This is a genomic window from Streptomyces sp. NPDC033174 (assembly GCF_055577795.1).
In genome coordinates, this window is sequence record NZ_JBVIPQ010000003.1 from 556,207 (window position 1) to 577,452 (window position 21,246).

Here is a 21,246-nt window from a genome sequence, read left to right on the forward strand (position 1 = left end):
TCCAGGCTTCCGGGACGCGCGCCACAGTGGCCGTACGAGGCCCCACGAGGCGGCTCAGGGTCCGAACTCGCACCCACCGTGACCGGGAAGAACTTTCTGTGATGGGCGCCCCCGGCTGAATGGGGCGTCGCAAAGGGGTACTTGGGCTCACGCCGCCGGCGCCGGCTGGTGCGCCCGTGCCAGCTCCCGGCGTACCCGCGCGAAGGGGCGCGGGCGGTCGACGGCCAGCGCCGCCGTCGTACGGCCGTCCCGTTCGTACACGGCGAGGAAGCCGCCCTCCTCCGTGGACCCCTCGGAGATCCGGACGCTGTCGCCGTCGCGCCGCCGCCCCGCGAACTGGATCCGCGAGCCGTACTGGTCCGACCAGAAGTAGGGAAGCGGGCGCACGGCGGCGACGGTCCGCCCGGCCAGCAGATTGCGGACGGCCACGGCCGGCTGCTCGGTCGCGCTCGTCCAGTGCTCGGTCCGCACCCCGCTCACCCGCGCGACGTCCCCCACGGCCACGACCTGCGGCAGCGCGGTGACGCACCCGTCGTCGCACAGCACGCCGTCGCCGAGCGCGAGCGTCGAGCCCGCGAGCCAGTCGGTCGCGGGTACGGCTCCGATGCCGACGACCACGACATCCGCGGGCAGCACGCGTCCGTCACGGAGTTCGACGGACGTGACCGCGGTCGCCCCGTGCAGCGCGGCAACGCCCGCACCCGCGATCAGTTCACTCCCGCCGCGAGCGTGCAGCCCCGCGCACACCGCCGCCATCTCCGGGCCGAGTTGCCCGGCGAGCGGCAGCGGCGCGGCCTCGACGACGGTGACGTCATGACCGAGCCCGGCGCAGGTCGAGGCGGTCTCGGCGCCGATGAAGCCACCGCCGACGACCACGACCCGCCGTGCGCCGCCGGTCAGCACGGCGCGCAGCGCACGCGCGTCGTCGAGGGTGCGAAGGGTGTGGACGCCCGCGAGTCCGCGGCTTCCGGGGAGCCGGCGGGCGGTCGCCCCGGTGGCGATCACCACGCCGTCCGTGGCGAGGGTGCGCCCGTCGTCCAGGAGTAGAGTGCGGCCGCGCGGGTCGAGCCCACGCGCGCGTGTCCCCAGCAACCACTCCGCGGCGAGCTCCTTCTCCTCCTCCGGGTCGGTGAGGGCGAGCCGCGGTTCACCGGCCGTCCCCGCGAGGAACTCCTTGGACAACGGCGGGCGGTCGTACGGGCGGTGGGGTTCCTCGCCGACGATCACCAGTCGTCCGGCGAAGCCCTGGGCGCGGAGTTCACGCGCCGCGTACAGCCCGGCGAGCGACGCTCCGACCACGGTCACGGTCCTCATGCGGCGGTGCCCTCCTCGGCGGCGGGGCTCACATGGATCACGCCGTCGGCGACGGTGACCCGGTGGGTGCGGACGGGGCGGCGGGCGGGCAGACAGGTCGGCTGCCCGGTGCGGAGGTCGAACGAGGCGGCGTGGAGCGGGCATTCGACCAGGCAGCCTTCGAGCCATCCCTCGGAGAGGGAGGCGTCCTGGTGGCTGCACGTGTCGTCGATGGCGAAGAGCTCGCCGTCGGCGTTGAACACCGCGATGGGCGGAGTGGTGTCGATGCGGACGGATTCGCCCGCAGGGAGGTCTTCAAGGCGGCAGACGGGAATCACGGGCCCCCCTCGTGGTCCAGGACTCTTGGGTAACATGATGTTTCGTATGGCGCATGAGGGAGCGCTATGCGCAACAGAATCCGGTCGGGATGCCCACGGCGTCAAGGGCTTCCCGAAGATGCGGCCCCAACCGGCCGCAAGGTGGTGAGAGTTGAGCTATGTCCCGCAACCAGACAGTGGCTGATCAGACGCAGGAGACGCTGGAGCGCACACCCAAGGGCGCCGCAGGGGCCATCCAGTCAGTGGACCGGGCGGTCAGCGTCCTGGAGATCCTCGCCCGGCACGGCGAGGCCGGGGTCACCGACATCGCCGACGAACTGGCCGTGCACAAGTCCACGGCCTTCCGCCTGCTCGGTGTCCTGGAGAACCGGGGACTGGTGTCCCAGGCAGAGGACCGCGGCAAGTACTTCCTCGGGGCGGGTGTACTGCGCCTGGCGGGGGCGGCCGCAGTGCGCATGGACATCTCGCAGGAGGGCGCGCCGGTCTGCCGTGAACTCGCGGACGAGCTGGGCGAGACCGTCAACATCGCGGTCCTCGACGACGACGCGGCGGTCAACATCATGCAGGCGCGCGGCTCGGCGTCGGTCACCGCGCAGAACTGGCTCGGCCGGCGGACGCCCCTGCACGCCACCTCCAGTGGCAAGGTGCTGCTGGCCTACATGCCGCTCGCGCTGCGCGAGGGACTGCTCGCCCGGACGCTGCCCAGATTCACCGAGCACACGGTGACCGGCGCGGGCGTGCTGCGCGCCGAGCTCGACACCGTGCACCAGCGCGGATACGCGGTCGTCACCGAGGAGCTGGAGATCGGCCTCAACGCCGTCGCCGCCCCCGTCCGGGCCCACGACGGCCGGGTCATCGGCGCGATCAGCGTGTCGGGCCCCGCCTATCGGCTGGAACGCGACCGGCTGCCCGACCTGGCGAGGCGCACCGTGGCCGCGGCCGACGGCCTCTCGCGGCGGATGGGCTACGGCATCTGACCCTTCGTGGAAGGCGGTGTCGCGAGGCACACACACCGCCGCGACAGAAGCGGGGCCGGGGAGAACCCGGCCCCGCTTCGTCGTGTCGGGAACGGATCCCACGGCGCACCGCCTTTTGCGCGCCTTTAACTCTGCCCTCTTGACGTTCACTTCACCGGCTTCCCAGTATGTTCCCCATCGCGCAACCCATCGTGCAATGCGCAACAGAGGAGTGTCGCCGTGCCCCATGAGGTCCGTGCCGTCGTCGCTGTGAAGAAGAGCGCGCCCGTCGAGGTGCGGACGATCCTCGTGCCCGACCCCGGCCCCGGTGAGGTGCTCGTCTCCGTCCAGGCATGCGGGGTCTGCCACACGGACCTGCACTACCGGGAAGGCGCCGTCAACGACGAATTCCCCTTCCTGCTGGGCCATGAGGCGGCCGGTGTCGTCGAGGCCGTCGGAGGTGACGTCACCGACCTCGCCTCCGGCGACTATGTCGTCCTCGCCTGGCGCGCCCCCTGCGGGTCCTGTCGCTCCTGTCGCCGCGGCCGCCCCTGGTACTGCTTCGACTCCCGCAACGCCACGCAGCGGATGACACTCGGCGACGGCACACCGCTCTCGCCCGCCCTCGGCATCGGCGCGTTCGCCGAGAAGACCCTCGTCGCCGCAGGACAGGCGGTACGGATCGATCCCGCCGCCCGGCCGGAGGCGGCCGGTCTCATCGGGTGCGGGGTGATGGCAGGATACGGCGCCGCGGTCCACACGGGAGGCGTCGGCCGGGGCGACACCGTCGCCGTCATCGGCTGCGGCGGCGTCGGCAACGCCGCCATCGCGGGCGCCTCACTGGCAGGAGCACGACGCGTCATCGCCGTCGACATCGACGACAGGAAGCTCGACAGCGGGACCCGCTTCGGAGCCACGCACACCGTCAACCCGACCGGCACGGACGCCGTCGAGGCCGTACGCGCCCTCACCGGCGGCTTCGGCGTCGACGTCGCCATCGACGCCGTCGGCCGCCCGGAGACGTACAAGCAGGCCTTCTACATGCGCGACCACGCCGGGGTACTCGTCCAGGTCGGCGTCCCCGACCCCGACATGCGCGTCGACCTGCCCCTGATCGACCTCTTCTCCCGGGGCGGCGCCATCAAGTCGTCCTGGTACGGGGACTGTTTGCCCAGCCGCGACTTCCCCGTCCTCATCGACCAGTACCTCAGCGGGAGACTCGACCTCGGCGCCTTCGTCACCGAGACGATCGCGCTCGACCAGGTCGAGGACGCCTTCGAGAAGATGCACAGGGGCGAGGTGCTGCGCTCGGTGGTGGTCTTCTGATGGGCGTACGCGACAACGCGGCGTCCGCCGACCGGGAGCGACAGGCCGTACGAGCCGAACGCGTCGTCACCCGCGGGACGTTCAGCCTCGACGGCGAGACGCACGACGTCGACAACAACGTCTGGGTCATCGGCGACGACCGCGAGGTGCTCGTCGTCGACGCCGCGCACGACGTCACCGCCATCGCGGCAGCCGTCGCGGACCGCCGGGTCACCGCCATCGTCTGCACCCACGGGCACGACGACCACATCGGCGCGGCCGTCGACCTGGCCACGCTCACCGGCGCACCGATCCTCCTCCACCCGGCCGACCACGCCCTGTGGAAGAACGTCCACCACGACCGCGACCCGGAAGGCGGACTCGTCGACGGCCGGCGCCTGTCCGTCGCCGGAATCGACCTGCGGATCCTGCACACTCCCGGCCACACCTGGGGGAGTTGCAGCCTCTACGCCCCCTTCCTCGACGCCGTTTTCACCGGCGACACGCTGTTCCAGGGCGGCCCCGGCGCCACCGGTCGCTCGTACTCGGATCGTCCGGCCCTCATGGCGTCCCTACGGCGGCGGCTGCTCCCGCTGCCCGGTGCCACCGCCGTGCACACGGGGCACGGCCCCGACACGACGATCGCCGCCGAGCGGCCGCACGTGCCGGCCGCCTCACCTCACGGAACCGTCCTGATCCCCACCCGACTCAAGGAGGGGCATGTCAAGCACGCCCGAACCCGGCACGCCCGCACCTCGCACGCCCGAACCCAACGAACCCGCGCCCCGCGCGTCCGCCCACGCCGCTCCCCGTGTCGTCGTCATCGGCGCGGGCATCGTCGGCTGCTCCCTCGCCGACGAACTGACCGCCCGCGGCTGGACCGACGTCACCGTCCTCGACCAGGGGCCCCTGCCGGCCCCCGGCGGCTCCACCTCCCACGCGCCCGGTCTCGTCTTCCGTACCAGCCCGTCCAAGACCCTCAGCGAGTTCGCGGCCTATACCGTCGAGAAGTTCAGCGCGCTCGAAGTCGACGGTCTGCCGTGCTTCAACCGCGTCGGCGGCCTGGAACTCGCCACCACCGAAGAACGCTGGGCCGATCTGCACCGCCGGGCCGGCTACGCCGCCTCCTGGGGCATCCGGGGCGAACTCGTCTCCCCGGAGCGCTGCAAGCAACTGTGGCCGCTCCTCGACGAAACCCGGCTCCTCGGTGGATTCCACACCCCCGACGACGGGCTCGCCCGCGCCGTCGACGCCTGCCGCGCCCAGATGGAGCGGGCCACCGCGCGCGGCGCCCGCTTCCTCGGCCGGCACACCGTCACCGGCATCGAACAGGACGGCGGTCGTGTCACCGCCGTCCTCACCGACCGGGGCACCTTCCCGGCCGACCACGTCGTCTCGGCGGCCGGTTTCTGGGGCCCGGTGATCGGCCGTATGGCCGGCTTCGACATCCCCCTGCTGCCGCTCGCGCACCAGTACGTGAAAACAGCACCTCTGCCCGCTCTCGCTGGGACGAACGACCCGCGCACCGAGGCGTCCAAGCCGATCCTGCGGTTCCAGGACCGCGATCTGTACTTCCGCGAGCACACCGACCGGCTCGGCATCGGCAGCTACGCCCACAAACTCCTGCCAGTCGACCCCTTGGGCGTCCTCCCCTTCGACGACGCCCCCGTCATGCCGTCCTCGCTGCCCTTCACCGAGGGGGACTTCGCGCCGAGCTGGGAGGACTGCCGCCGCCTGCTCCCCGACCTGCGCGTGTCCGAGGTGGAGGAGGGCTTCAACGGGGTCTTCTCGTTCACCCCGGACGGGATGCCCGTCCTGGGGGAGACGCGGACCCTGCGCGGCTTCTGGCTCGCCGAAGCCGTGTGGGTCACCCACTCCGCGGGCGTCGCCCGAGCCGTCTCCGAGTGGATGGTCGACGGACGCCCCTCCACCGACGTCCACGAGTGCGACCTCACCCGGTTCGAGGACGCTCAGCGGTCCCCGGCCTACGTCGCCGACCGGGGCGCCCAGCAGTTCGTCGAGGTGTACGACGTCCTGCATCCGCTGCAACCCATGGACCAGCCGCGTCCGCTGCGCGTCAGCCCCTTCCACGCACGCCAGCAGCAGCTCGGCGCGTACTTCCTGGAGGGCGGCGGCTGGGAGCGCCCGCACTGGTACGAAGCGAACGCGCCCCTCGCCGAGGACCTGGACCTGCCGCCGCGCGACGGCTGGTCCGCCCGCCACTGGTCCCCGATCGCCGCCGCCGAGGCGAAGGCCACCCGCGAGAGGGTCGCCCTCTACGACATGACCCCGCTGCGGAGAATTGAGGTCACAGGCCCGGGCGCGCTCGCCTTCCTCCAGCGGATGACCACCAACAACCTCGCCAAGAAGCCCGGCGCCGTCACCTACACCCTCCTCCTCGACGAGACCGGCGGCATCCGTTCCGACCTCACCGTCGCGCGCCTCGCCCCGGACCACTTCCAGATCGGCGCGAACTCCCCGGCCGACGAGGACTGGCTGCTGCGCCACGCCCCCGACGACGTCCACATCCGCGACACCACCTCCGGCACCTGCTGCATCGGCGTCTGGGGGCCGCTCGCCCGCGACCTCGTACAGCCGCTGACCCGGGACGACTTCTCGCACAAGGCCTTCGGATACTTCCGCGCCAGGCGGACGCACCTCGGGCACGTTCCGGTGACCGCGATGCGGCTCAGTTATGTCGGCGAGCTCGGCTGGGAGCTGTACACCACCGCTGACATGGGCCTGCGGCTCTGGGACACCCTCTGGGAGGCCGGGCAGGAACACGGCGTCATCGCCGCCGGCCGGTCCGCCTTCAACAGCCTGCGCCTGGAGAAGGGCTACCGCTCCTGGGGCCACGACATGACCTCCGAGCACACGCCAGAGGAGGCGGGCCTCGGCTTCGCCGTCCGGATGGACAAGGGCGACTTCCTGGGCCGCGACGCGCTGGAGAAGGCGCCGCCACCGGGTCGGCGGCTCACCGCGCTGCTCCTCGACGACCCGGCGGCCGTCGTCCTCGGCAAGGAGCCGGTCCACGTCGACGGCACCCCGGTGGGCTACGTCACCAGCGCCTCCTACGGATACACGCTCGGACGCTGCGTCGCCTACGCCTGGCTGCCGCCGCTTCCGGCGGGCACGGGCGTCCACGTGGAGTACTTCGGTGAGAAGGTCCCGGCCACCGTCGCCGACGAGCCGCTGTTTGACCCCGGCATGAGCCGCATCCGACGCTAGGGAGGCCCTCCATGTCCCCCACCTTCGACGTGATCGTCATCGGTCTCGGCGGGATGGGCAGCGCCGCCGCCCACCATCTGTCCGCGCGAGGAGCCCGCGTCCTCGGCCTGGAGAAGTTCGGTCCCGTCCACAATCGCGGCTCCAGCCACGGCGGTTCACGCATCACCCGCCAGTCCTACTTCGAGGACCCGGCGTACGTACCGCTGCTGCTGCGCTCCTACGAACTGTACGAGGGCCTGGAGCGCGACACCGGCCGCGACGTCGCCACCCTGTGCGGAGGCGTCATGCTCGGCCGCCCGGAATCCCGTACGGTCGCCGGCTCGCTGCTGTCCGCGGAGCAGTGGGACCTGCCCCACGAGATGCTCGACGCCAAGGAGATCCGCCGACGCTTCCCCACCCTCACCCCGCGCGACGACGAAGTGGCGCTCTACGAGGCGCGCGCCGGACTCGTCCGACCGGAGAACACCGTCGCCGCCCACCTCCAGCTCGCCACCCGGTCCGGCGCCGACCTCCACTTCGAGGAGCCCATGCTGCGCTGGGAGCCCTACCGCGACGGCGTGCGTGTCCACACCGCCGAGAACACCTACACCGCGGGACAGCTCGTGATCTGCCCCGGTGCGTGGGCGCCCCAGCTGCTCACCGACCTGGGTGTTCCCTTCACCATCGAGCGCCAGGTCATGTACTGGTTCCAGCCCGACGGCGGCACCGCCCCCTTCGTGCCCGAGAACCACCCGATCTACATCTGGGAGAACGCGGACGACGTCCAGATCTACGGCTTCCCCGCCATCGACGGACCGGAGCACGGCGCGAAGGTCGCCTTCTTCCGCAAGGGCACCGAGTGCACCCCGGAGACCATCGAACGGACCGTGCACGACCACGAGGTGGCGGCCATGGCCGACCACCTCTCCCACCAGATCCCGACCCTTCCGGGGCGCTTCCTGAAGGCGGCGACCTGCATGTACTCCAACACACCCGACGAGCACTTCGTCATCGCTCGCCACCCCGCGCACCCCGAGTCGGTGACCGTGGCCTGCGGCTTCTCCGGGCACGGCTTCAAGTTCGTGCCGGTCGTCGGCGAGATCCTCGCCGACCTGGCGCTGACCGGCACCACCGAGCACCCCATCGAGCTCTTCGACCCCCGCCGGCTGTCCGCCGCCACGACCGCCTGAGGAGGAGCACGCCGTGACGACCACCCCCCTCTCACCCAGTCTGATCGCGACCCTGCCCGGCCACTTCTACACCGACCCCGAGATCTTCCGGCGGGAACAGGAGCGGCTCTTCGAGTCCATGTGGTTCTGCGCGGTCCGCAGCGCCGACCTCGAGGGGCCCGGGGCCTTCCGTACCGTCCAGGCCGGCCGGGAGAGCGTGATCATCACCCGCGACCGGGCCGGAGAGCTGCGCGCCTTCCTGAACATCTGCCGCCACCGGGGCGCCCGGCTCTGCACCGAGGAGCAGGGCCAGGTGCGCCGCACGCTCCAATGCCCGTACCACGCCTGGACCTACGACCTCGACGGCAGGCTCGTCGCCGCGCCGAACCTGGTGAAGATGCCCGACGTGGACCGCAGCGCCTACGGCCTGGTCACCGTCGCCCTGCGCGAGTGGCTCGGTTACGCCTGGGTGTGCCTGGCCGACCGGCCGCCGTCGTTCGAGGAGACGGTGATCGGCGCGGCCGCGGAGCGCCTCGGCGACGCCGCGTCGATCGAGCGGTACCGCACCGAGGACCTCGCGCTCGGCAGGCGTATCACCTATGACGTGAAGGCCAACTGGAAGCTCATCGTCGAGAACTTCATGGAGTGCTACCACTGCGCGACGATCCACCCCGAACTCACCGATGTGCTGCCCGAGTTCGCCGAGGGGTACGCGGCGCAGTACTACGTGGGCCACGGCGCCGAGTTCGGCGAGGACGTCAAGGGCTTCACGGTCGACGGCAGCGAGGGCTTCCCGAAACTGCCCGGAGTCGCGGCCGAACAGGACCGGCGGTACTACGCGATCACCGTCAAGCCGACCGTCTTCATCAACCTCGTCCCCGACCATGTGATCGTGCACCGCATGTTCCCGCTGGCTCACGACCGCACCGTCGTCGAGTGCGACTGGCTGTACGCCCCCGAGGTCGTGGCCGCCGGCGCGGATGTGTCGAAATCGGTGGAGTTGTTCCACCGGGTGAACGCGCAGGACTTCGACGCGTGCGAGCGGACACAGCCCGCGATGGCGTCCCGGGCGTACCGACGCGGGGGAGTACTGGTGCCGACCGAGCACCACATCGGGATATTTCACACCTGGCTCACGGAGCAACTGGGGGTTGCTGGTGCCTGACCTGTTCATCGACGGAACGTGGGTACGGGCCCGCGACGAACGTACCCGCGAGATCCGCTGCCCCGCCGACGGCTCCTTCGTCGGCGAGGTCGACGAGGCCGGGGGCAAGGACACCGCGGACGCGATCGCCGCCGCGCGGCGCGCCTTCGACGAGGGCCCCTGGCCGCACACCCCGGCCGCCGAACGCGGCGACCTGCTGCTCCGGGTCGCCGGCCTGCTCGCCCGCGACAAGGAGGCCCTGGCCCGCGCCGAATCCCTCGACACCGGCAAACGGCTCGTGGAGAGCGCGTACGACATCGACGACATCGTCGCCTGCTTCCGCTACTTCGCACGGCTCGCCCCCGCCGAGACCGGCCGCGTCGTCGACACCGGAGACGCGGACACGGACAGCAGGGTCGTGTACGAGCCGGTCGGGGTGTGCGCCCTGATCACGCCCTGGAACTACCCCCTGCTCCAGACGGCCTGGAAGGTCGCCCCCGCCCTCGCCGCGGGCAACACCTTCGTCCTGAAGCCCAGCGAGCTGACCCCGCACACCGCCATCCATCTGATGAAGCTGCTCCAGGAGGCCGGCCTGCCGGACGGGGTCGCCAACCTCGTCCTCGGCGCCGGCCCGGAGGCCGGGGCGCCCCTCGCCGACCACCCGGACGTCGACCTCCTGTCCTTCACGGGCGGGCTGCAGACGGGACGCCGGCTGATGGCCGCGGCAGCGGGCACGGTGAAGAAGGTCGCCCTCGAACTGGGCGGCAAGAACCCCAACATCGTCTTCACGGACGCCGACTTCGACACGGCCGTCGACATGGCGCTCACCGCCGTCTTCCTGCACTCCGGGCAGGTCTGCTCGGCGGGCGCGCGGCTGCTCGTCGAGGACTCGCTCCACGACCGGTTCGTCGACGAGGTCGTCCGCCGGGCGCGCGGGATCCGGCTCGGCGGGCCCTTCGACGAGCAGGCCCGGACCGGCCCGCTCATCTCCGCCGCGCACCGCGCGAAGGTCGAGGCCTATGTGGCCGCCGGCCTCGCCGAAGGCGCCGTCCTGCGCTGCGGCGGCGCGCGTCCCGACGACCCCGCGCTCGCGAGCGGCTTCTACTACCTGCCCACCGTCCTCGACGCCTGCGACGCGCGGATGTCCGTCGTCCGGGAGGAGTCCTTCGGGCCGGTCCTGACGGTGGAACGATTCTCCAGCGAGGACGAGGCCGTCCGCCTCGCGAACGACACCATCTACGGCCTCGCCGGCGCCGTCTGGACCTCCGACGAGGGCCGAGCACGCCGGGTCGCGTCACGGCTGCGGCTGGGCACCGTGTGGATCAACGACTACCACCCGTACCTCCCCCAGGCCGAGTGGGGCGGCTTCAAGCAGTCCGGCACCGGCCGCGAGCTCGGCCCGGCCGGCCTCGCCGAGTACCGCGAGGCCAAACACATCTGGCGCAACACCAGCCCCGCGCCGCAGGGTTGGTTCGCCTGACCTGACCTGACCTGACCTGACCTGACCCGACCCGACCCGACCCGAAGGATCCTCCGCCCCCGTCCCAGGAGCTGCTCATGACCTCAGCGCCACCCGGCCCCCCGCAGGCCGACGACGACGCCGAACTCGCCGAGTTCGGCTACCGCCCCGAGCTCAAGCGCACCCTCGGCAACTTCCACACCTTCGCCGCCGGCATCAGCTACATATCCATCCTCACCGGCACCTTCCAGCTCTTCTACTTCGGCTACGCGAGCGGTGGGCCGGCCTACTGGTGGTCCTGGCCCCTGGTCTTCGTCGGCCAGTTCATGGTCGCGCTGTGCTTCGCCGAGCTCGCCGCCCGCTATCCGGTCGCCGGTTCGATCTACAACTGGGCCAAGAAGCTGGGCAATCCGCACATCGGCTGGTTCGCCGGCTGGATGATGCTGATCGCCTCGATCGTGTCGATCGCGGCCGTGGCCCTCGCCTACCAGCTGACGCTCCCGCAGATCTCCTCCTTCTTCCAGTTCGTGGGAGACGGCACCGGCCCCTACGACGTGGCGACGAACGCCGTCCTCCTCGCCGCGGTCCTCATCCTCTTCACCACCGTGGTCAACGCCTTCGGTGTGAAGCTCATGGCGAGGATCAACACCGCCGGTGTCTTCCTCGAACTCATCGCCACCGTCGTCCTCATCGTCCTGCTCGCCATCAACGTCGTCCGCGGCCCCGAGGTCGTCACCGACACCGCCGGCACCGGCCAGGGCCAGCCGTTCGGCTACCTCGGAGCCTTTCTGATCGCCTCGCTGGCGTCCGCGTACGTCATGTACGGCTTCGACACCGCGGCGTCCCTCGGCGAGGAGTCGCTCGACCCGTCGCGCAACGCCCCGCGCGCCATCATCCGGGCCATCGTCGCCTCCTTCTTCCTCGGCGGGCTGATCCTCCTCCTCGCGCTGATGAGCGTCTCCGATCTGCGCGGCGAGAAGCTGTCCACCGACGGACTGCAGTACGTGGTGCTCGACGTGCTCGGGCCGACCGCCGGCAAGGCGATGCTGTGGTGCGTGCTCATCGCGGTGACCGTGTGCGCGCTGGCCGTGCACACCGCCGCCATCCGGCTCGCGTTCGCGATGTCCCGCGACAACAACCTGCCGGGCTCCTCCCGCCTGGCCAAGGTCAGTACTCGCTTCAGCACACCCGTCCTGCCCACCGTGATCATCGGTGTACTGGCGCTCGCCATTCTCCTGGTGAACATCCGTCAGCCACAGATCTTCACCGTCGTCACCAGCATCGGCATCATCCTGATCTACGTGGCCTATCTGACGGTCACCGCCCCGATGCTGGTCGCCCGGCTGCGCGGCAGGTGGCAGCCGGCCGAGGGCAAGTTCTCGCTCGGGCGCTGGGGCCTTCCCGTCAACATCGTCGCCGTGCTGTGGGGCGGGTTCATGACCCTGAACCTGATCTGGCCCCGCTCGGCCGTCTACAACGCCGCCGCCCCCTACCACTGGTACCTGCGCTGGGGAGCGGTCCTGTTCGTCGGCGTGATCGCGGGCGGCGGCTTCGCCTACTACTGGTTCGTGCAGCGTCACCGTACGGGCGTCCTCGCCGACCACGCCCTGTCCGCGACCCCGGAACCCGCTGCGCTCAAGGAGGCCACCACCTCATGAGGGAACTCGGCTACACCGACACCTTTGACTATGTCGTTGTCGGTGGTGGGACGGCCGGCAATGTGGTGGCGGCCCGGCTCAGCGAGGACCCGTCGGTCACCGTCTGCGTCCTGGAGGCCGGCCCGTCCGACGTCGGTGACGACAACATCCTGCGCCTGGAGCGGTGGATGGGCCTGCTGGACTCCGGCTACGACTGGGACTACCCGGTCGAGCCGCAGGCGAGCGGCAACAGCTTCATGCGCCACGCCCGCGCCAAGGTCCTCGGCGGCTGCTCCTCCCACAACTCCTGCATCGCCTTCTGGGCCCCGGCCGAGGACCTCGACGACTGGGCGGCCGCCGGCTGCACCGGCTGGAGCGCCGCCGACCTCTTCCCGCTCTACCAGCGCCTGGAGAACAACGACGCCCCCGGCGAACACCACGGCCGCACCGGCCCGGTGAAAATACGGACCCTCAAGGGCGCCGACCCCTGCGGCACGGCTCTCCTGGAGGCCTGCGCCCAACAAGGCATCCCCACCGCCCCCTTCAACGCCGCAAAGACCGTGATCCGGGGCGCGAACTGGTTCCAGATCAACTCCGACGAGAACAACACCCGCCAGTCCTCCTCGGTCGCCTATCTCCACCCCGTCATGGGCAAACGCCCCAACCTCGTCATACGCACCGGCGTACGGGCCAAGCAGCTCCTCATCGACACCGACCGCCGCTGCGTGGGCGCCGAATACCTCGACCCCGACCTCATCCACACCCGCACCGTCCGCGCCCGCCGCGAAGTCATCGTCTCCTGCGGCTCCATCGACACCCCCAAACTCCTCATGCTCTCCGGCATCGGCCCCGCCGCCCACCTGCGCGACGTCGGCGTCGACGTCGTCCTGGACGCCCCCGGCGTCGGCGAAAACCTCCAGGACCACCCCGAAGGCGTGATCATGTGGCAGGCCAGACAGCCCATGACCACCACCTCCAGCCAATGGTGGGAAGCCGGCATCTTCTACGACACCCAGCCCGGCCTGGACCGGCCCGACCTGATGTTCCACTACGGCCAGGTCCCCTTCGACATGAACACCGCCCGCCACGGCTACCCCACCACCGACAACGCCTTCTGCCTCACCCCCAACGTCACCCGCGCCAAATCACGCGGCACCGTCCGCCTGCGCACCCGCGACTACCGCGACAAGCCCATGGTCGACCCCCGCTACTTCACCCACGAACACGACGAACGCGTCATGACCCACGGCCTCAGACTCGCCCGCCGGATCGCCGCACAACCCGCCCTCGCCGGCTGGGCCGGCGCCGAACTCGCCCCCGGACCCGACGTCCACACCGACGACGAACTCCTCGACTACATCCGCAAAACCCACAACACCGTCTACCACCCCGCCTCGACAGTGAAAATGGGCGCCGACCACGACACCATGGCACCACTCGACGCACGCCTGCGCGTCAAGGGCATCACGGGCCTGCGCGTCTGCGACGGCTCGGTCATGCCCGACCTCGTCACCGTCAACCCCTGCATCACCACCATGGCCATCGGCGAGAAATGCGCGGACATCCTCAAGGAAGACGCCCGACGATAGGAAGCGGGGGCGCGCCAACGGCCGCGCCCCCGCCTGGCCGCTAGCGGTACTCCACCGTCAGCGTCGCCCGGCTGTCCCGGTTGACGAAGAGGTACGCGGTCGCGCTCTGGTTCGTCTCGAATCGCAGCCGCAGCTGGGTGGTTCCGGCCCGGTCGATGGCCGCCAGCCCGGCCGGTGACAGATCCGCCGACGCGCTGCCGGACGCGAACGCGGGAACGGCGCCGACGCCCGGCGCCGTGGCGGCGGCGCCCCAGTCAGACGCCTCGACCGCGCATCCGCCGAAGCAGCCCGTCCGGGCGTCGACCAGCAGCCTGTTACCCGGCGGGACCGCCCAGGGGTCCCCGGACCCGCCCGCGCGTGTCACCGTCACATACGCCCGGGTGATCTCCTTGTCCGCGGGGATCCGGGAGGTGTCGAACGACAGCAGGGCCCGGTTGAACCTGCCGTCGCTGCCCCGGCCGATCGCCAGGCCGTACGAAGCCTCCAGCGTCCCGACCGAGGCCCCGGAACCGTCCCCGGCGGCTTTCACATAGCCGTCCTGGCCGTCCGTGCTCGCCAGGGTCAGCACGTTCTGCGAGGGAGGCGTCCCGCGGCCGCCGAGCGCCCCGACCATCCCCATGATGGTCTCGATCTGCTGGCCCCCGTGGCGCGAGTAGTTCCCGTCGCCCAGATAACCCCACCAGTTCCAGCAGCCATTGGGATTGTCGAGCGTGGCCGTGGGGACGGCCTGCGGGTAGAGGACGACCAGCCCGTTGGTGTCCGCGTACTCGTTGAGATGGGCGTTGTCGATGAACCGGCTGCCGAAGCCCTGGTACGAGTACCCCTGCTTGCAGCCGTGCAAGGCCACGACCAGCCGGCAGGACGCCCCGGCCGCGCAGCTGCGCGGCACGTACACATACCCTGTGTCGTCCATGGAGATCTGACGGGCCTGACCGCCAGGGGCGTAGCGGTTCTGGTCGAACGCGATCAGCGACCCGCCGGGAGCGGCGCTCGGTGCGCCGGCGGCGCCGAGCAGATGGGTGAGCAGCTCCCGCTCGGCGTCGAACCCGCAGTCGTTGATCCACGGAGTGGCCGTGACCGTGCACGAGTTGGGGCCGAGCGGGCTGATCCAGGCGTGCCCCGCCGCCGTGCTCCGGTTGTGCCGCACCCGGGCGCCGAAGCGTCCGTAGTACGCGGCCAGCGCGTCGGCCACCGGGCGCTTGACGGTCGTGTCCCCGGAACCGCTGAAGACATAGACCGGGTCACCGGACAACTGGGCCACCGGGTCGACGAGTCCGCGCGCCGACCAGTCCCGGGTCGTCTGTTCCAGCGTGTCGAGCCGGAGGTCCTGGGTGGTGTCCATACAGGCGTTGAGCGCGGTGGAGAGGGTGTTCTGTGCGCAGTGGTACGGGCCCGAGGCGAAGACCGCGGATCCGCTGAAGGTCCCCGAGTACGCCACATGGAGCTGGGTGGCCATGTATCCCCCGGAGGACACCCCCGCGCTGTACACGCCGTCGATGGCGTACGGCGTCAGCTCTCCCGCGACCGGCGCCGGCGCGGACGCGGACACCGGCGTGGGCGCGGGTGGGGCCGCGCCGGCGGACGGCGCGAGGGGGACCAACTGGGCCGCTCCCACCAGGAGGAGGACGGCCGCCGGTCGACGGAACCGGGCAAGGGGCGACGTTCTCATGAGTCCTCCGGAATGCTGCGGCGTACGGGATTCCGGGGAGGTTAGGGCCGCCGCGCCGGGGTCGCCTATGGGCCCGGACGCCACAAGGCAAGGGCCCGGCTATGGGGCGGTGAGGGGTGCCGGCCCCGGCGGACGGCGCGAGAGCGGCGTGCCGGGTCGGCCGTGGAGGGTCCGGGCGGTCGTCCGCTCAGTGAAGGCGACCAGACCGGGCAGGTGTACGTGCTCCAGCGGTCGGCCCCGCGCGCCGGTGCCGACCGCGCGGCCGACTCGCCGCTATCCGGACCGCGTTCCGGCGCGCGCAGCGATGTGCGGCGGTGCGGGGATGCCGTCGTCGAGCGCCGGGTCCGGCTCCGGGGCGCCGAAGACCGTCGTCAGGGGCAGCACGCCCGCCCAGAGTCCCAGCGCGGCGTCCGGGCCGTCGCCGTCGTCCGGGGCCCCGGTGCGGATCTTCACCGACGCCTCCTCCAGGGAGAGCGCAAGCAGGGCCGTCGCCGCCAGCTCCTTGGCGCTGGGCCGGCGCGCGTACTCCCACTGGCCCGGCGACGACTGCTCGGTCAGGCAGCGCAGACCCGCCAGTTTCTCCTCCGGGTCGGTAACCAGCCGGGGGACGCCGTAAACCATGGCGCTGCGGTAGTTGATGCCGTGCTCGAACACCGAGCGCGCCAGGAGCAGCCCGTCCACATGCGTGACCGTGACACACACGGTCGCCCCGGGCGAGGCGACCAGGCTGCGGCTCGCGACCGAGCCGTGGAAGTAGAGCGTGTGGCCGTCACTTCCGTACACGGTCGGCACGACCATAGGGTGGCCGTCGACGACGACCCCGAAGTGGCAGAGGAAGCCGGCGCCCAGAACGGCGTCGAGGTCGGCGCGCTGGACGCTTCCCCGCTCCCGCAGGCGGCGGTGCCGGGTGCGGTCGGAGGTGGGCAGGGTGGATGGCAGAGGAGGATTGCTCACCGAGCGAACGCTACCGATCCAGTCAGTCAAACGCTAGATTTCGACGAAATCAGTGGATCGCATTCCGCATTTCGACTGATTCGCGCGTAGCGACGATTTCCCTCGGCCTGGCGGCGGCCCTGAGCAGGAAGACTCCCACCAGCACGACGACCCCTGCCCCCGTGAGGATCGGCCGCACTTCGAGCGGCCGCCCGTGCGGAGTGTCCCGCCGGACGGATCGCGGCCCGGGGCTACGGTGATCCGATGCAGCCTGCCGCAGACCGGGTGGCGCTCGCCTCCTTCGCCGCCTGCTCGGTCCTCGCGGGCGGGAACGCGGTCGGCGTGCGGTTCAGCAACCGTGAACTCGACCCGCTGTGGGGCGCGGCACTGCGCTTCGGGGCGGCCGCGCTGATCCTCCTCGCCGTCATGGCTCTGCGGCGCATGCCCCTCCCGCGCGGCCGTGCCATGGCCGGATCGGTGCTCTTCGGCATCCTCAACTTCGGTGTCACCTTCGCGCTGGCCTACTACGCCCTGGTCCGCGTCCACGCCGGACTCGGTCAGACGGTCCTGTCGCTGGTGCCCCTGGCTACCCTGCTGCTCGCGGTGGCCCAGGGCATGGAACGGTTCCGCGTGGGCGCGGCGATCGGCACGCTCTTCGCGGCGGCGGGCGTCGCCGTGGTCTCCCGCGCTCCCCTCCAGGGCACCGTCCCCGTGCTGACCCTCCTGGCACTCCTCGGCAGCGTCCTCTCCTTCGCCCAGGCCACCGTTCTCGTACGCCGCATCCCCAAGGTGCACCCCGTCGTCATGAACGCCGTCGGTATGACGGCCGCCGCCGTGCTGCTCTTCGCCGGCTCCCTCGCGGCCGGCGACGCGTGGGTCCTGCCCGAGCGCGCCGTGACCTGGTGGGCGCTGGCCTACCTGGTGGTGGCCGGATCCGTACTGACCTTCGTCTTCTACCTCGTCGTCATCCAGCACTGGGGCTCGTCCCGAGCCGCCTACGTCTTCGTCGTCATCCCCGTCATCACGATCGTGCTCTCGGCCTGGCTCGACGACGAACCCCTCACCCTCTCCCTGCTGTTGGGCACGCCCTTGATCGTCGTCGGCGTCTACCTCGGGGCCCTGCGCAGACGTGCGTGAGGCAGCCGGACTCCGGCCACCGGCCCCGCGCCCACCGGCGTCCGCCCCACATCGGGTCCGCCTCCGCCGCAGGGCGGACCCTCGTCGATCCCAGGGGACGGGTGAACTCGCCCCGCCATTCGTAGCTCAGGCGCTGCTCGGCCCCGGCACGTCGGCTCCCCGCTCCCGCGGTGCCGGCTCCAGTCCGGCCGCCTGCGACCGCAGCCAGCCGAGGAGGAGCGAGATCCGCTCGTCCTGATCGGGTGACCGGCCGCTGAGGAGGTAGTAGCGCGTTCCGTCGGGGACGAAGCCGAACGGGGCGGCGAGCCGGCCCCCTTCGATGTCGTCGCGCACCAGCGCGTACGGTCCGATCGCCACACCGACACCGGCCGTCGCGGCCTGCAGGGTCAGATAGAAGTGCTCCAGAGTCTGACTGCCGGTGCCCCGGGCGTCCGTAGCGTCCAGGGCGTCCCTGCCGAACTCGGCGTAGAGGCGCCGCCAGTCGTCCCACGCCTGTGGCCGGGTACGGGTGTGCAGCAGGACGCTGCCCGTGAGCCGGCCGGGATCGGTGAGACGAGCGGCGAGATCCGGCCGGCAGACGGGTCCGACATGTTCGGCGAAGAGCGGGGAGCGGCTGACCGCCTCGGGGAAGGGGAAATCGTCGCGCCTGATCGCGACATCGATGCCGTCCCGTTCGAAGGAGACCGCGCCGCCGCCCGCGGACAGGTGCACGGTGAGGTCCGGTGCCCGTCCGGACAGGTCCGGCAGACGGGGGATGAGCCACCGCATCAGCAGCGTCGGCTCGCACGACAGGGCAAGCGGACCGGTGTCCGCACGGCGGGACACCTCCCGCGCGGCCGCGTCGACCTGGTCGAGTGCGTCGCGGACGACCGCCGCCAGCCGACGGGCCTCCGCCGTGGGGTGCAGCGAGCGCCCGCCCCGCTCGAAAAGCCGCACGCCCAGGGCGTGTTCGAGGTTCCGGATCTGTCGGCTCACCGCTCCATGCGTGACATGGAGCTCCTGCGCCGCCGCGGTCATGCTCGCGTGCCGGACGGTCGCCTCGAAGGGAAGCAGGGTGTTCACAGGGGGCAGGTCCGGCCAACGCACTTGTGAAGTCTACTCACAGCTGGGGTGAGAAGGATTCGATTGTCCTGCGCTTTTGCCTGGCCCACCATTGATCTCATCACCGATCACAAGGGCAGGGGCCATGGATTGCCTAGACACCGACTCGCCGGGCATCGTCGTGCTGGCGGACGACCTCACCAGCGCGGGGGACGGCGCGGCTCCCTTCCGCGCGGCCGGACACCAGGCCCGGATCCTGCTGTCCGTCCCGGCGGACAGACGACCCGCGGCGGCCGGCGTGATCGCGGTCGACCTCGGAAGCCGCCTCCTGGACGAGGCCGACGCCGCCGCCCGTACACGGGCCGCGGCCCGTGCGTTCGCGGGGGCCGGCCTCCTGCTCAAGACCATGGACTCCACGCTGCGCGGCCATGTCGCCGCGGAGATCCGGGCGGCGCGGGCGGGGTCACAGCGGCGCGCGGTCGTCATCGCTCCCGCGTTCCCCGCCGAGGGCAGGACCACCGTGGGCGGCATCCAGCTGGTCCACGGAGTCCCCGTCGACGCCGGCGAGTTCGCCCGTGACCCCGTCCATCCCGTCCGCTGCGCGGACCTGGCGGTCATGCTCCCGGAAGCCGTCCTGACCGACGCGTGCCGGGCGGACGAACTGCCCCGGCTGGTCCGCGGGGGAGGCCTGATCGTCTGCTCCGCCGCGCAGGACGGTGACCTGGACCGGCTGGTGGGGGCGATCGCGCGCCCGGAGGAGGTCCTCTGGGTCGGCTCTCCGGGGCTGGCCGCCGCGCTCGCCAGACGGTACGCGCACCCCGCCGCCGCGCCCGCCGCCGGGCCGGCCCCCGCCCGCCGCCCGCTGGTGGTCGCCGGCAGCGCCCACCCCGCCACCCGCCGCCAGCTCGCGCTGCTCGCCGGGGAGCCGCACGTCCACAGCGTCACGATCGGCGAGGACCCGGCCCGGGCCGTCGCATCGCTGCGCCACGCGTCGCCGTCGGACGTCCTGACCCTGCGCCTGCCCGACGAGCGATGCGCGCCGGACACGGCACGAGCGCTGGGCCGCAGCGCGGCAGTGGCGGCCAGGACGCTGGTCGACGAGGGCCGTGTGGACGCGCTCCTCGTCACCGGCGGGGAAACGGCGGCGACCGTGCTCCACGCGCTCGGTGGCGGCGGTATCGCCCTGGTGGACGAACCCGAGCCGGGCGTGGCCCGGGGGACGCTGCTCGACCGGCCCGGAACCTCCGTACTGATCAAGGCCGGTGGGTTCGGGGACGACCGCACACTGCTGCGCCTGTGCCGGATCCTGACCCGGCCGGACGGCGACTTCTCGTACACCGGACCCGGGGGAGGCCGGGCGTGATCCCGATCGCCGTCACCATGGGGGACCCGTGCGGGATCGGGCCCGAGATCATTGTCAAGGCCTGCGCCGACCCTTCCCGTACCGCGCCCCTCGTCGTCATCGGCGACCCGCACGTCCTCGATCGTGCGTGCCGCCTCACGGGCACCCCGCTGACCATCCGGCCGATCACCTCCGTGGACCGGGCCGTACACCTCCCGGGCACCGTGGACGTCATCGCCGAGGGCGAACTGCCCCGGCAGCTGCCCTGGGGGAGCCTGGACGCCCGCGCCGGGGCGGCCTCCTTCCGGTACGTGCGCCGGGGCATCGAACTCGCCCTCGCGGGCGACGTACGCGCCCTGACGACCGCGCCGGTCAACAAGGAGGCCCTACGCCTCGCCGGGGTGCCCCACCCCGGGCACACCGAGATCCTGGCCGAGCTGTCCGGCACCACGGACTACGCCATGATGATGGCCAACGAGCAGCTCCGTATCGTCCTGGTGACCGTCCACCAGTCGCTGCGCACCGCGATCGACGCGCTCACGACCGCCCGCGAACTCGACATCATCCGCCTCACCCACCACACACTCCGACGCGGCGGCCATCCCGCTCCGCGCATCGCGGTCGCCGGTCTGAACCCGCACGCCGGGGAGAACGGCCTGTTCGGCCGGGAAGACCTCGACATCATCGCCCCGGCCGTCGAGGCCGCGCGGCGGGAAGGCATCCGGGCCAGTGGCCCCTGGCCCGCCGACACCGTGTTCATGCGCGCCCGCGCCGGGGAGTTCGACGTCGTCGTCGCGCAGTACCACGACCAGGGCCTCATCCCCGTCAAGTACCTGGGGCTGGAACACGGCGTCAACATCACCATCGGTCTGCCCTTCGTCCGCACCAGCGTCGACCACGGAACGGCCTTCGACATCGCGGGCCTCGGCACGGCCGACCACACCAGCCTGCTCACCGCCCTGCGGTACGCGGACGCCCTCTCCGGGCCCGCCCCCACCCGCCCCTGACCGGCCCGCCGGTCATCACC

16 protein-coding genes and 1 pseudogene are annotated in these 21,246 nt (G+C 71.6%); 12 read left to right on the top strand and 5 right to left on the bottom strand.

Annotated elements, in window-relative coordinates:
- Window positions 1-147: 147 nt before the first annotated feature.
- Together ACZ5VC_RS12645 and ACZ5VC_RS12650 are read right to left on the bottom strand one after the other, a co-directional pair.
- Window positions 148-1,314: an NAD(P)/FAD-dependent oxidoreductase gene (locus ACZ5VC_RS12645; protein WP_469120053.1), complete on the bottom strand. Its 1,167-nt coding sequence runs from the start codon at window positions 1,312-1,314 to the stop codon at window positions 148-150.
- A complete protein-coding gene (locus ACZ5VC_RS12650) occupies window positions 1,311-1,631 on the bottom strand; it encodes a bifunctional 3-phenylpropionate/cinnamic acid dioxygenase ferredoxin subunit (protein ID WP_468707898.1) in 321 nt (106 codons plus the stop codon). Before ACZ5VC_RS12650 ends, ACZ5VC_RS12645 begins: the two co-directional genes overlap by 4 nt.
- A 158-nt stretch (window positions 1,632-1,789) precedes the next feature.
- Here ACZ5VC_RS12650 and ACZ5VC_RS12655 point away from each other — a divergent pair, with 158 nt between their 5' ends.
- From ACZ5VC_RS12655 to ACZ5VC_RS12695, 9 genes and pseudogenes are all read left to right on the top strand, one after another.
- Window positions 1,790-2,608 carry an IclR family transcriptional regulator gene (locus ACZ5VC_RS12655; RefSeq protein WP_469120054.1) on the top strand — a complete coding sequence of 273 codons (819 nt, stop codon included), beginning with the start codon at window positions 1,790-1,792 and terminating at the stop codon, window positions 2,606-2,608.
- Between the two features lie 219 nt (window positions 2,609-2,827).
- Window positions 2,828-3,913: an S-(hydroxymethyl)mycothiol dehydrogenase gene (locus ACZ5VC_RS12660; RefSeq protein ID WP_469120055.1), complete on the top strand. Its 1,086-nt coding sequence runs from the start codon at window positions 2,828-2,830 to the stop codon at window positions 3,911-3,913.
- Window positions 3,913-4,557: pseudogene (locus ACZ5VC_RS12665) on the top strand (MBL fold metallo-hydrolase); the annotation flags it as partial. The gene ACZ5VC_RS12660 and the pseudogene ACZ5VC_RS12665, both read left to right, overlap by 1 nt.
- A gap of 55 nt (window positions 4,558-4,612) precedes the next feature.
- Window positions 4,613-7,120, top strand: a complete 2,508-nt coding sequence (locus tag ACZ5VC_RS12670; protein WP_469120056.1) for a GcvT family protein — start codon at window positions 4,613-4,615, stop codon at window positions 7,118-7,120.
- A gap of 11 nt (window positions 7,121-7,131) precedes the next feature.
- Complete coding sequence (gene solA, locus ACZ5VC_RS12675) at window positions 7,132-8,289, top strand: N-methyl-L-tryptophan oxidase (protein WP_469120057.1); 1,158 nt, start codon at window positions 7,132-7,134, stop codon at window positions 8,287-8,289.
- 13 nt (window positions 8,290-8,302) lie between these two features.
- Window positions 8,303-9,433, top strand: a complete 1,131-nt coding sequence (locus ACZ5VC_RS12680) for an aromatic ring-hydroxylating oxygenase subunit alpha (RefSeq protein ID WP_469120058.1) — start codon at window positions 8,303-8,305, stop codon at window positions 9,431-9,433.
- Window positions 9,426-10,892, top strand: coding sequence for an aldehyde dehydrogenase family protein (locus ACZ5VC_RS12685; RefSeq protein ID WP_469120059.1), 1,467 nt, complete (start codon window positions 9,426-9,428; stop codon window positions 10,890-10,892). The genes ACZ5VC_RS12680 and ACZ5VC_RS12685 overlap by 8 nt, the downstream gene beginning before the upstream one ends.
- A 77-nt stretch (window positions 10,893-10,969) precedes the next feature.
- Window positions 10,970-12,529, top strand: a complete 1,560-nt coding sequence (locus ACZ5VC_RS12690) for an APC family permease (protein ID WP_469120060.1) — start codon at window positions 10,970-10,972, stop codon at window positions 12,527-12,529.
- Window positions 12,526-14,097, top strand: coding sequence for a GMC family oxidoreductase (locus ACZ5VC_RS12695; protein ID WP_469120061.1), 1,572 nt, complete (start codon window positions 12,526-12,528; stop codon window positions 14,095-14,097). The genes ACZ5VC_RS12690 and ACZ5VC_RS12695 overlap by 4 nt, the downstream gene beginning before the upstream one ends.
- Before the next feature lie 40 nt (window positions 14,098-14,137).
- Here ACZ5VC_RS12695 and ACZ5VC_RS12700 read toward each other — a convergent pair whose 3' ends face one another.
- Both ACZ5VC_RS12700 and ACZ5VC_RS12705 read right to left on the bottom strand, forming a co-directional pair.
- Window positions 14,138-15,766, bottom strand: coding sequence for an extracellular catalytic domain type 2 short-chain-length polyhydroxyalkanoate depolymerase (locus tag ACZ5VC_RS12700; protein ID WP_469120062.1), 1,629 nt, complete (start codon window positions 15,764-15,766; stop codon window positions 14,138-14,140).
- A 273-nt stretch (window positions 15,767-16,039) separates the two neighbouring features.
- Window positions 16,040-16,720, bottom strand: coding sequence for a pyridoxamine 5'-phosphate oxidase family protein (locus ACZ5VC_RS12705; RefSeq protein ID WP_469120063.1), 681 nt, complete (start codon window positions 16,718-16,720; stop codon window positions 16,040-16,042).
- A 243-nt stretch (window positions 16,721-16,963) separates the two neighbouring features.
- Between ACZ5VC_RS12705 and ACZ5VC_RS12710 the strand changes: the two genes are divergently transcribed.
- Window positions 16,964-17,836, top strand: coding sequence for a DMT family transporter (locus tag ACZ5VC_RS12710; protein ID WP_469120064.1), 873 nt, complete (start codon window positions 16,964-16,966; stop codon window positions 17,834-17,836).
- A gap of 126 nt (window positions 17,837-17,962) precedes the next feature.
- Here the strand turns inward: ACZ5VC_RS12710 and ACZ5VC_RS12715 are convergent, their stop codons facing one another.
- A complete protein-coding gene (locus ACZ5VC_RS12715; protein ID WP_469120065.1) occupies window positions 17,963-18,922 on the bottom strand; it encodes a LysR substrate-binding domain-containing protein in 960 nt (319 codons plus the stop codon).
- A gap of 100 nt (window positions 18,923-19,022) precedes the next feature.
- Here ACZ5VC_RS12715 and ACZ5VC_RS12720 point away from each other — a divergent pair, with 100 nt between their 5' ends.
- Together ACZ5VC_RS12720 and pdxA are read left to right on the top strand one after the other, a co-directional pair.
- Window positions 19,023-20,240 carry a four-carbon acid sugar kinase family protein gene (locus tag ACZ5VC_RS12720; RefSeq protein ID WP_469120066.1) on the top strand — a complete coding sequence of 406 codons (1,218 nt, stop codon included), beginning with the start codon at window positions 19,023-19,025 and terminating at the stop codon, window positions 20,238-20,240.
- Window positions 20,237-21,226 carry a 4-hydroxythreonine-4-phosphate dehydrogenase PdxA gene (gene pdxA / locus ACZ5VC_RS12725; protein ID WP_469120067.1) on the top strand — a complete coding sequence of 330 codons (990 nt, stop codon included), beginning with the start codon at window positions 20,237-20,239 and terminating at the stop codon, window positions 21,224-21,226. The genes ACZ5VC_RS12720 and pdxA overlap by 4 nt, the downstream gene beginning before the upstream one ends.
- Window positions 21,227-21,246 lie beyond the last annotated feature (20 nt).

Bases quoted from the DNA above. Each gene is read 5' to 3' on its own strand.
- ACZ5VC_RS12710 (WP_469120064.1), top strand. From the start codon at position 16,964: ATGCAGCCTGCCGCAGACCGGGTGGCGCTCGCCTCCTTCGCCGCCTGC.
- ACZ5VC_RS12695 (WP_469120061.1), top strand. From the start codon at position 12,526: ATGAGGGAACTCGGCTACACCGACACCTTTGACTATGTCGTTGTCGGT.
- ACZ5VC_RS12655 (WP_469120054.1), top strand. From the start codon at position 1,790: ATGTCCCGCAACCAGACAGTGGCTGATCAGACGCAGGAGACGCTGGAG.
- ACZ5VC_RS12645 (WP_469120053.1), bottom strand. From the start codon at position 1,314: ATGAGGACCGTGACCGTGGTCGGAGCGTCGCTCGCCGGGCTGTACGCG.
- ACZ5VC_RS12720 (WP_469120066.1), top strand. From the start codon at position 19,023: ATGGATTGCCTAGACACCGACTCGCCGGGCATCGTCGTGCTGGCGGAC.
- ACZ5VC_RS12690 (WP_469120060.1), top strand. From the start codon at position 10,970: ATGACCTCAGCGCCACCCGGCCCCCCGCAGGCCGACGACGACGCCGAA.
- solA (WP_469120057.1), top strand. From the start codon at position 7,132: ATGTCCCCCACCTTCGACGTGATCGTCATCGGTCTCGGCGGGATGGGC.
- ACZ5VC_RS12700 (WP_469120062.1), bottom strand. From the start codon at position 15,766: ATGAGAACGTCGCCCCTTGCCCGGTTCCGTCGACCGGCGGCCGTCCTC.
- ACZ5VC_RS12670 (WP_469120056.1), top strand. From the start codon at position 4,613: ATGTCAAGCACGCCCGAACCCGGCACGCCCGCACCTCGCACGCCCGAA.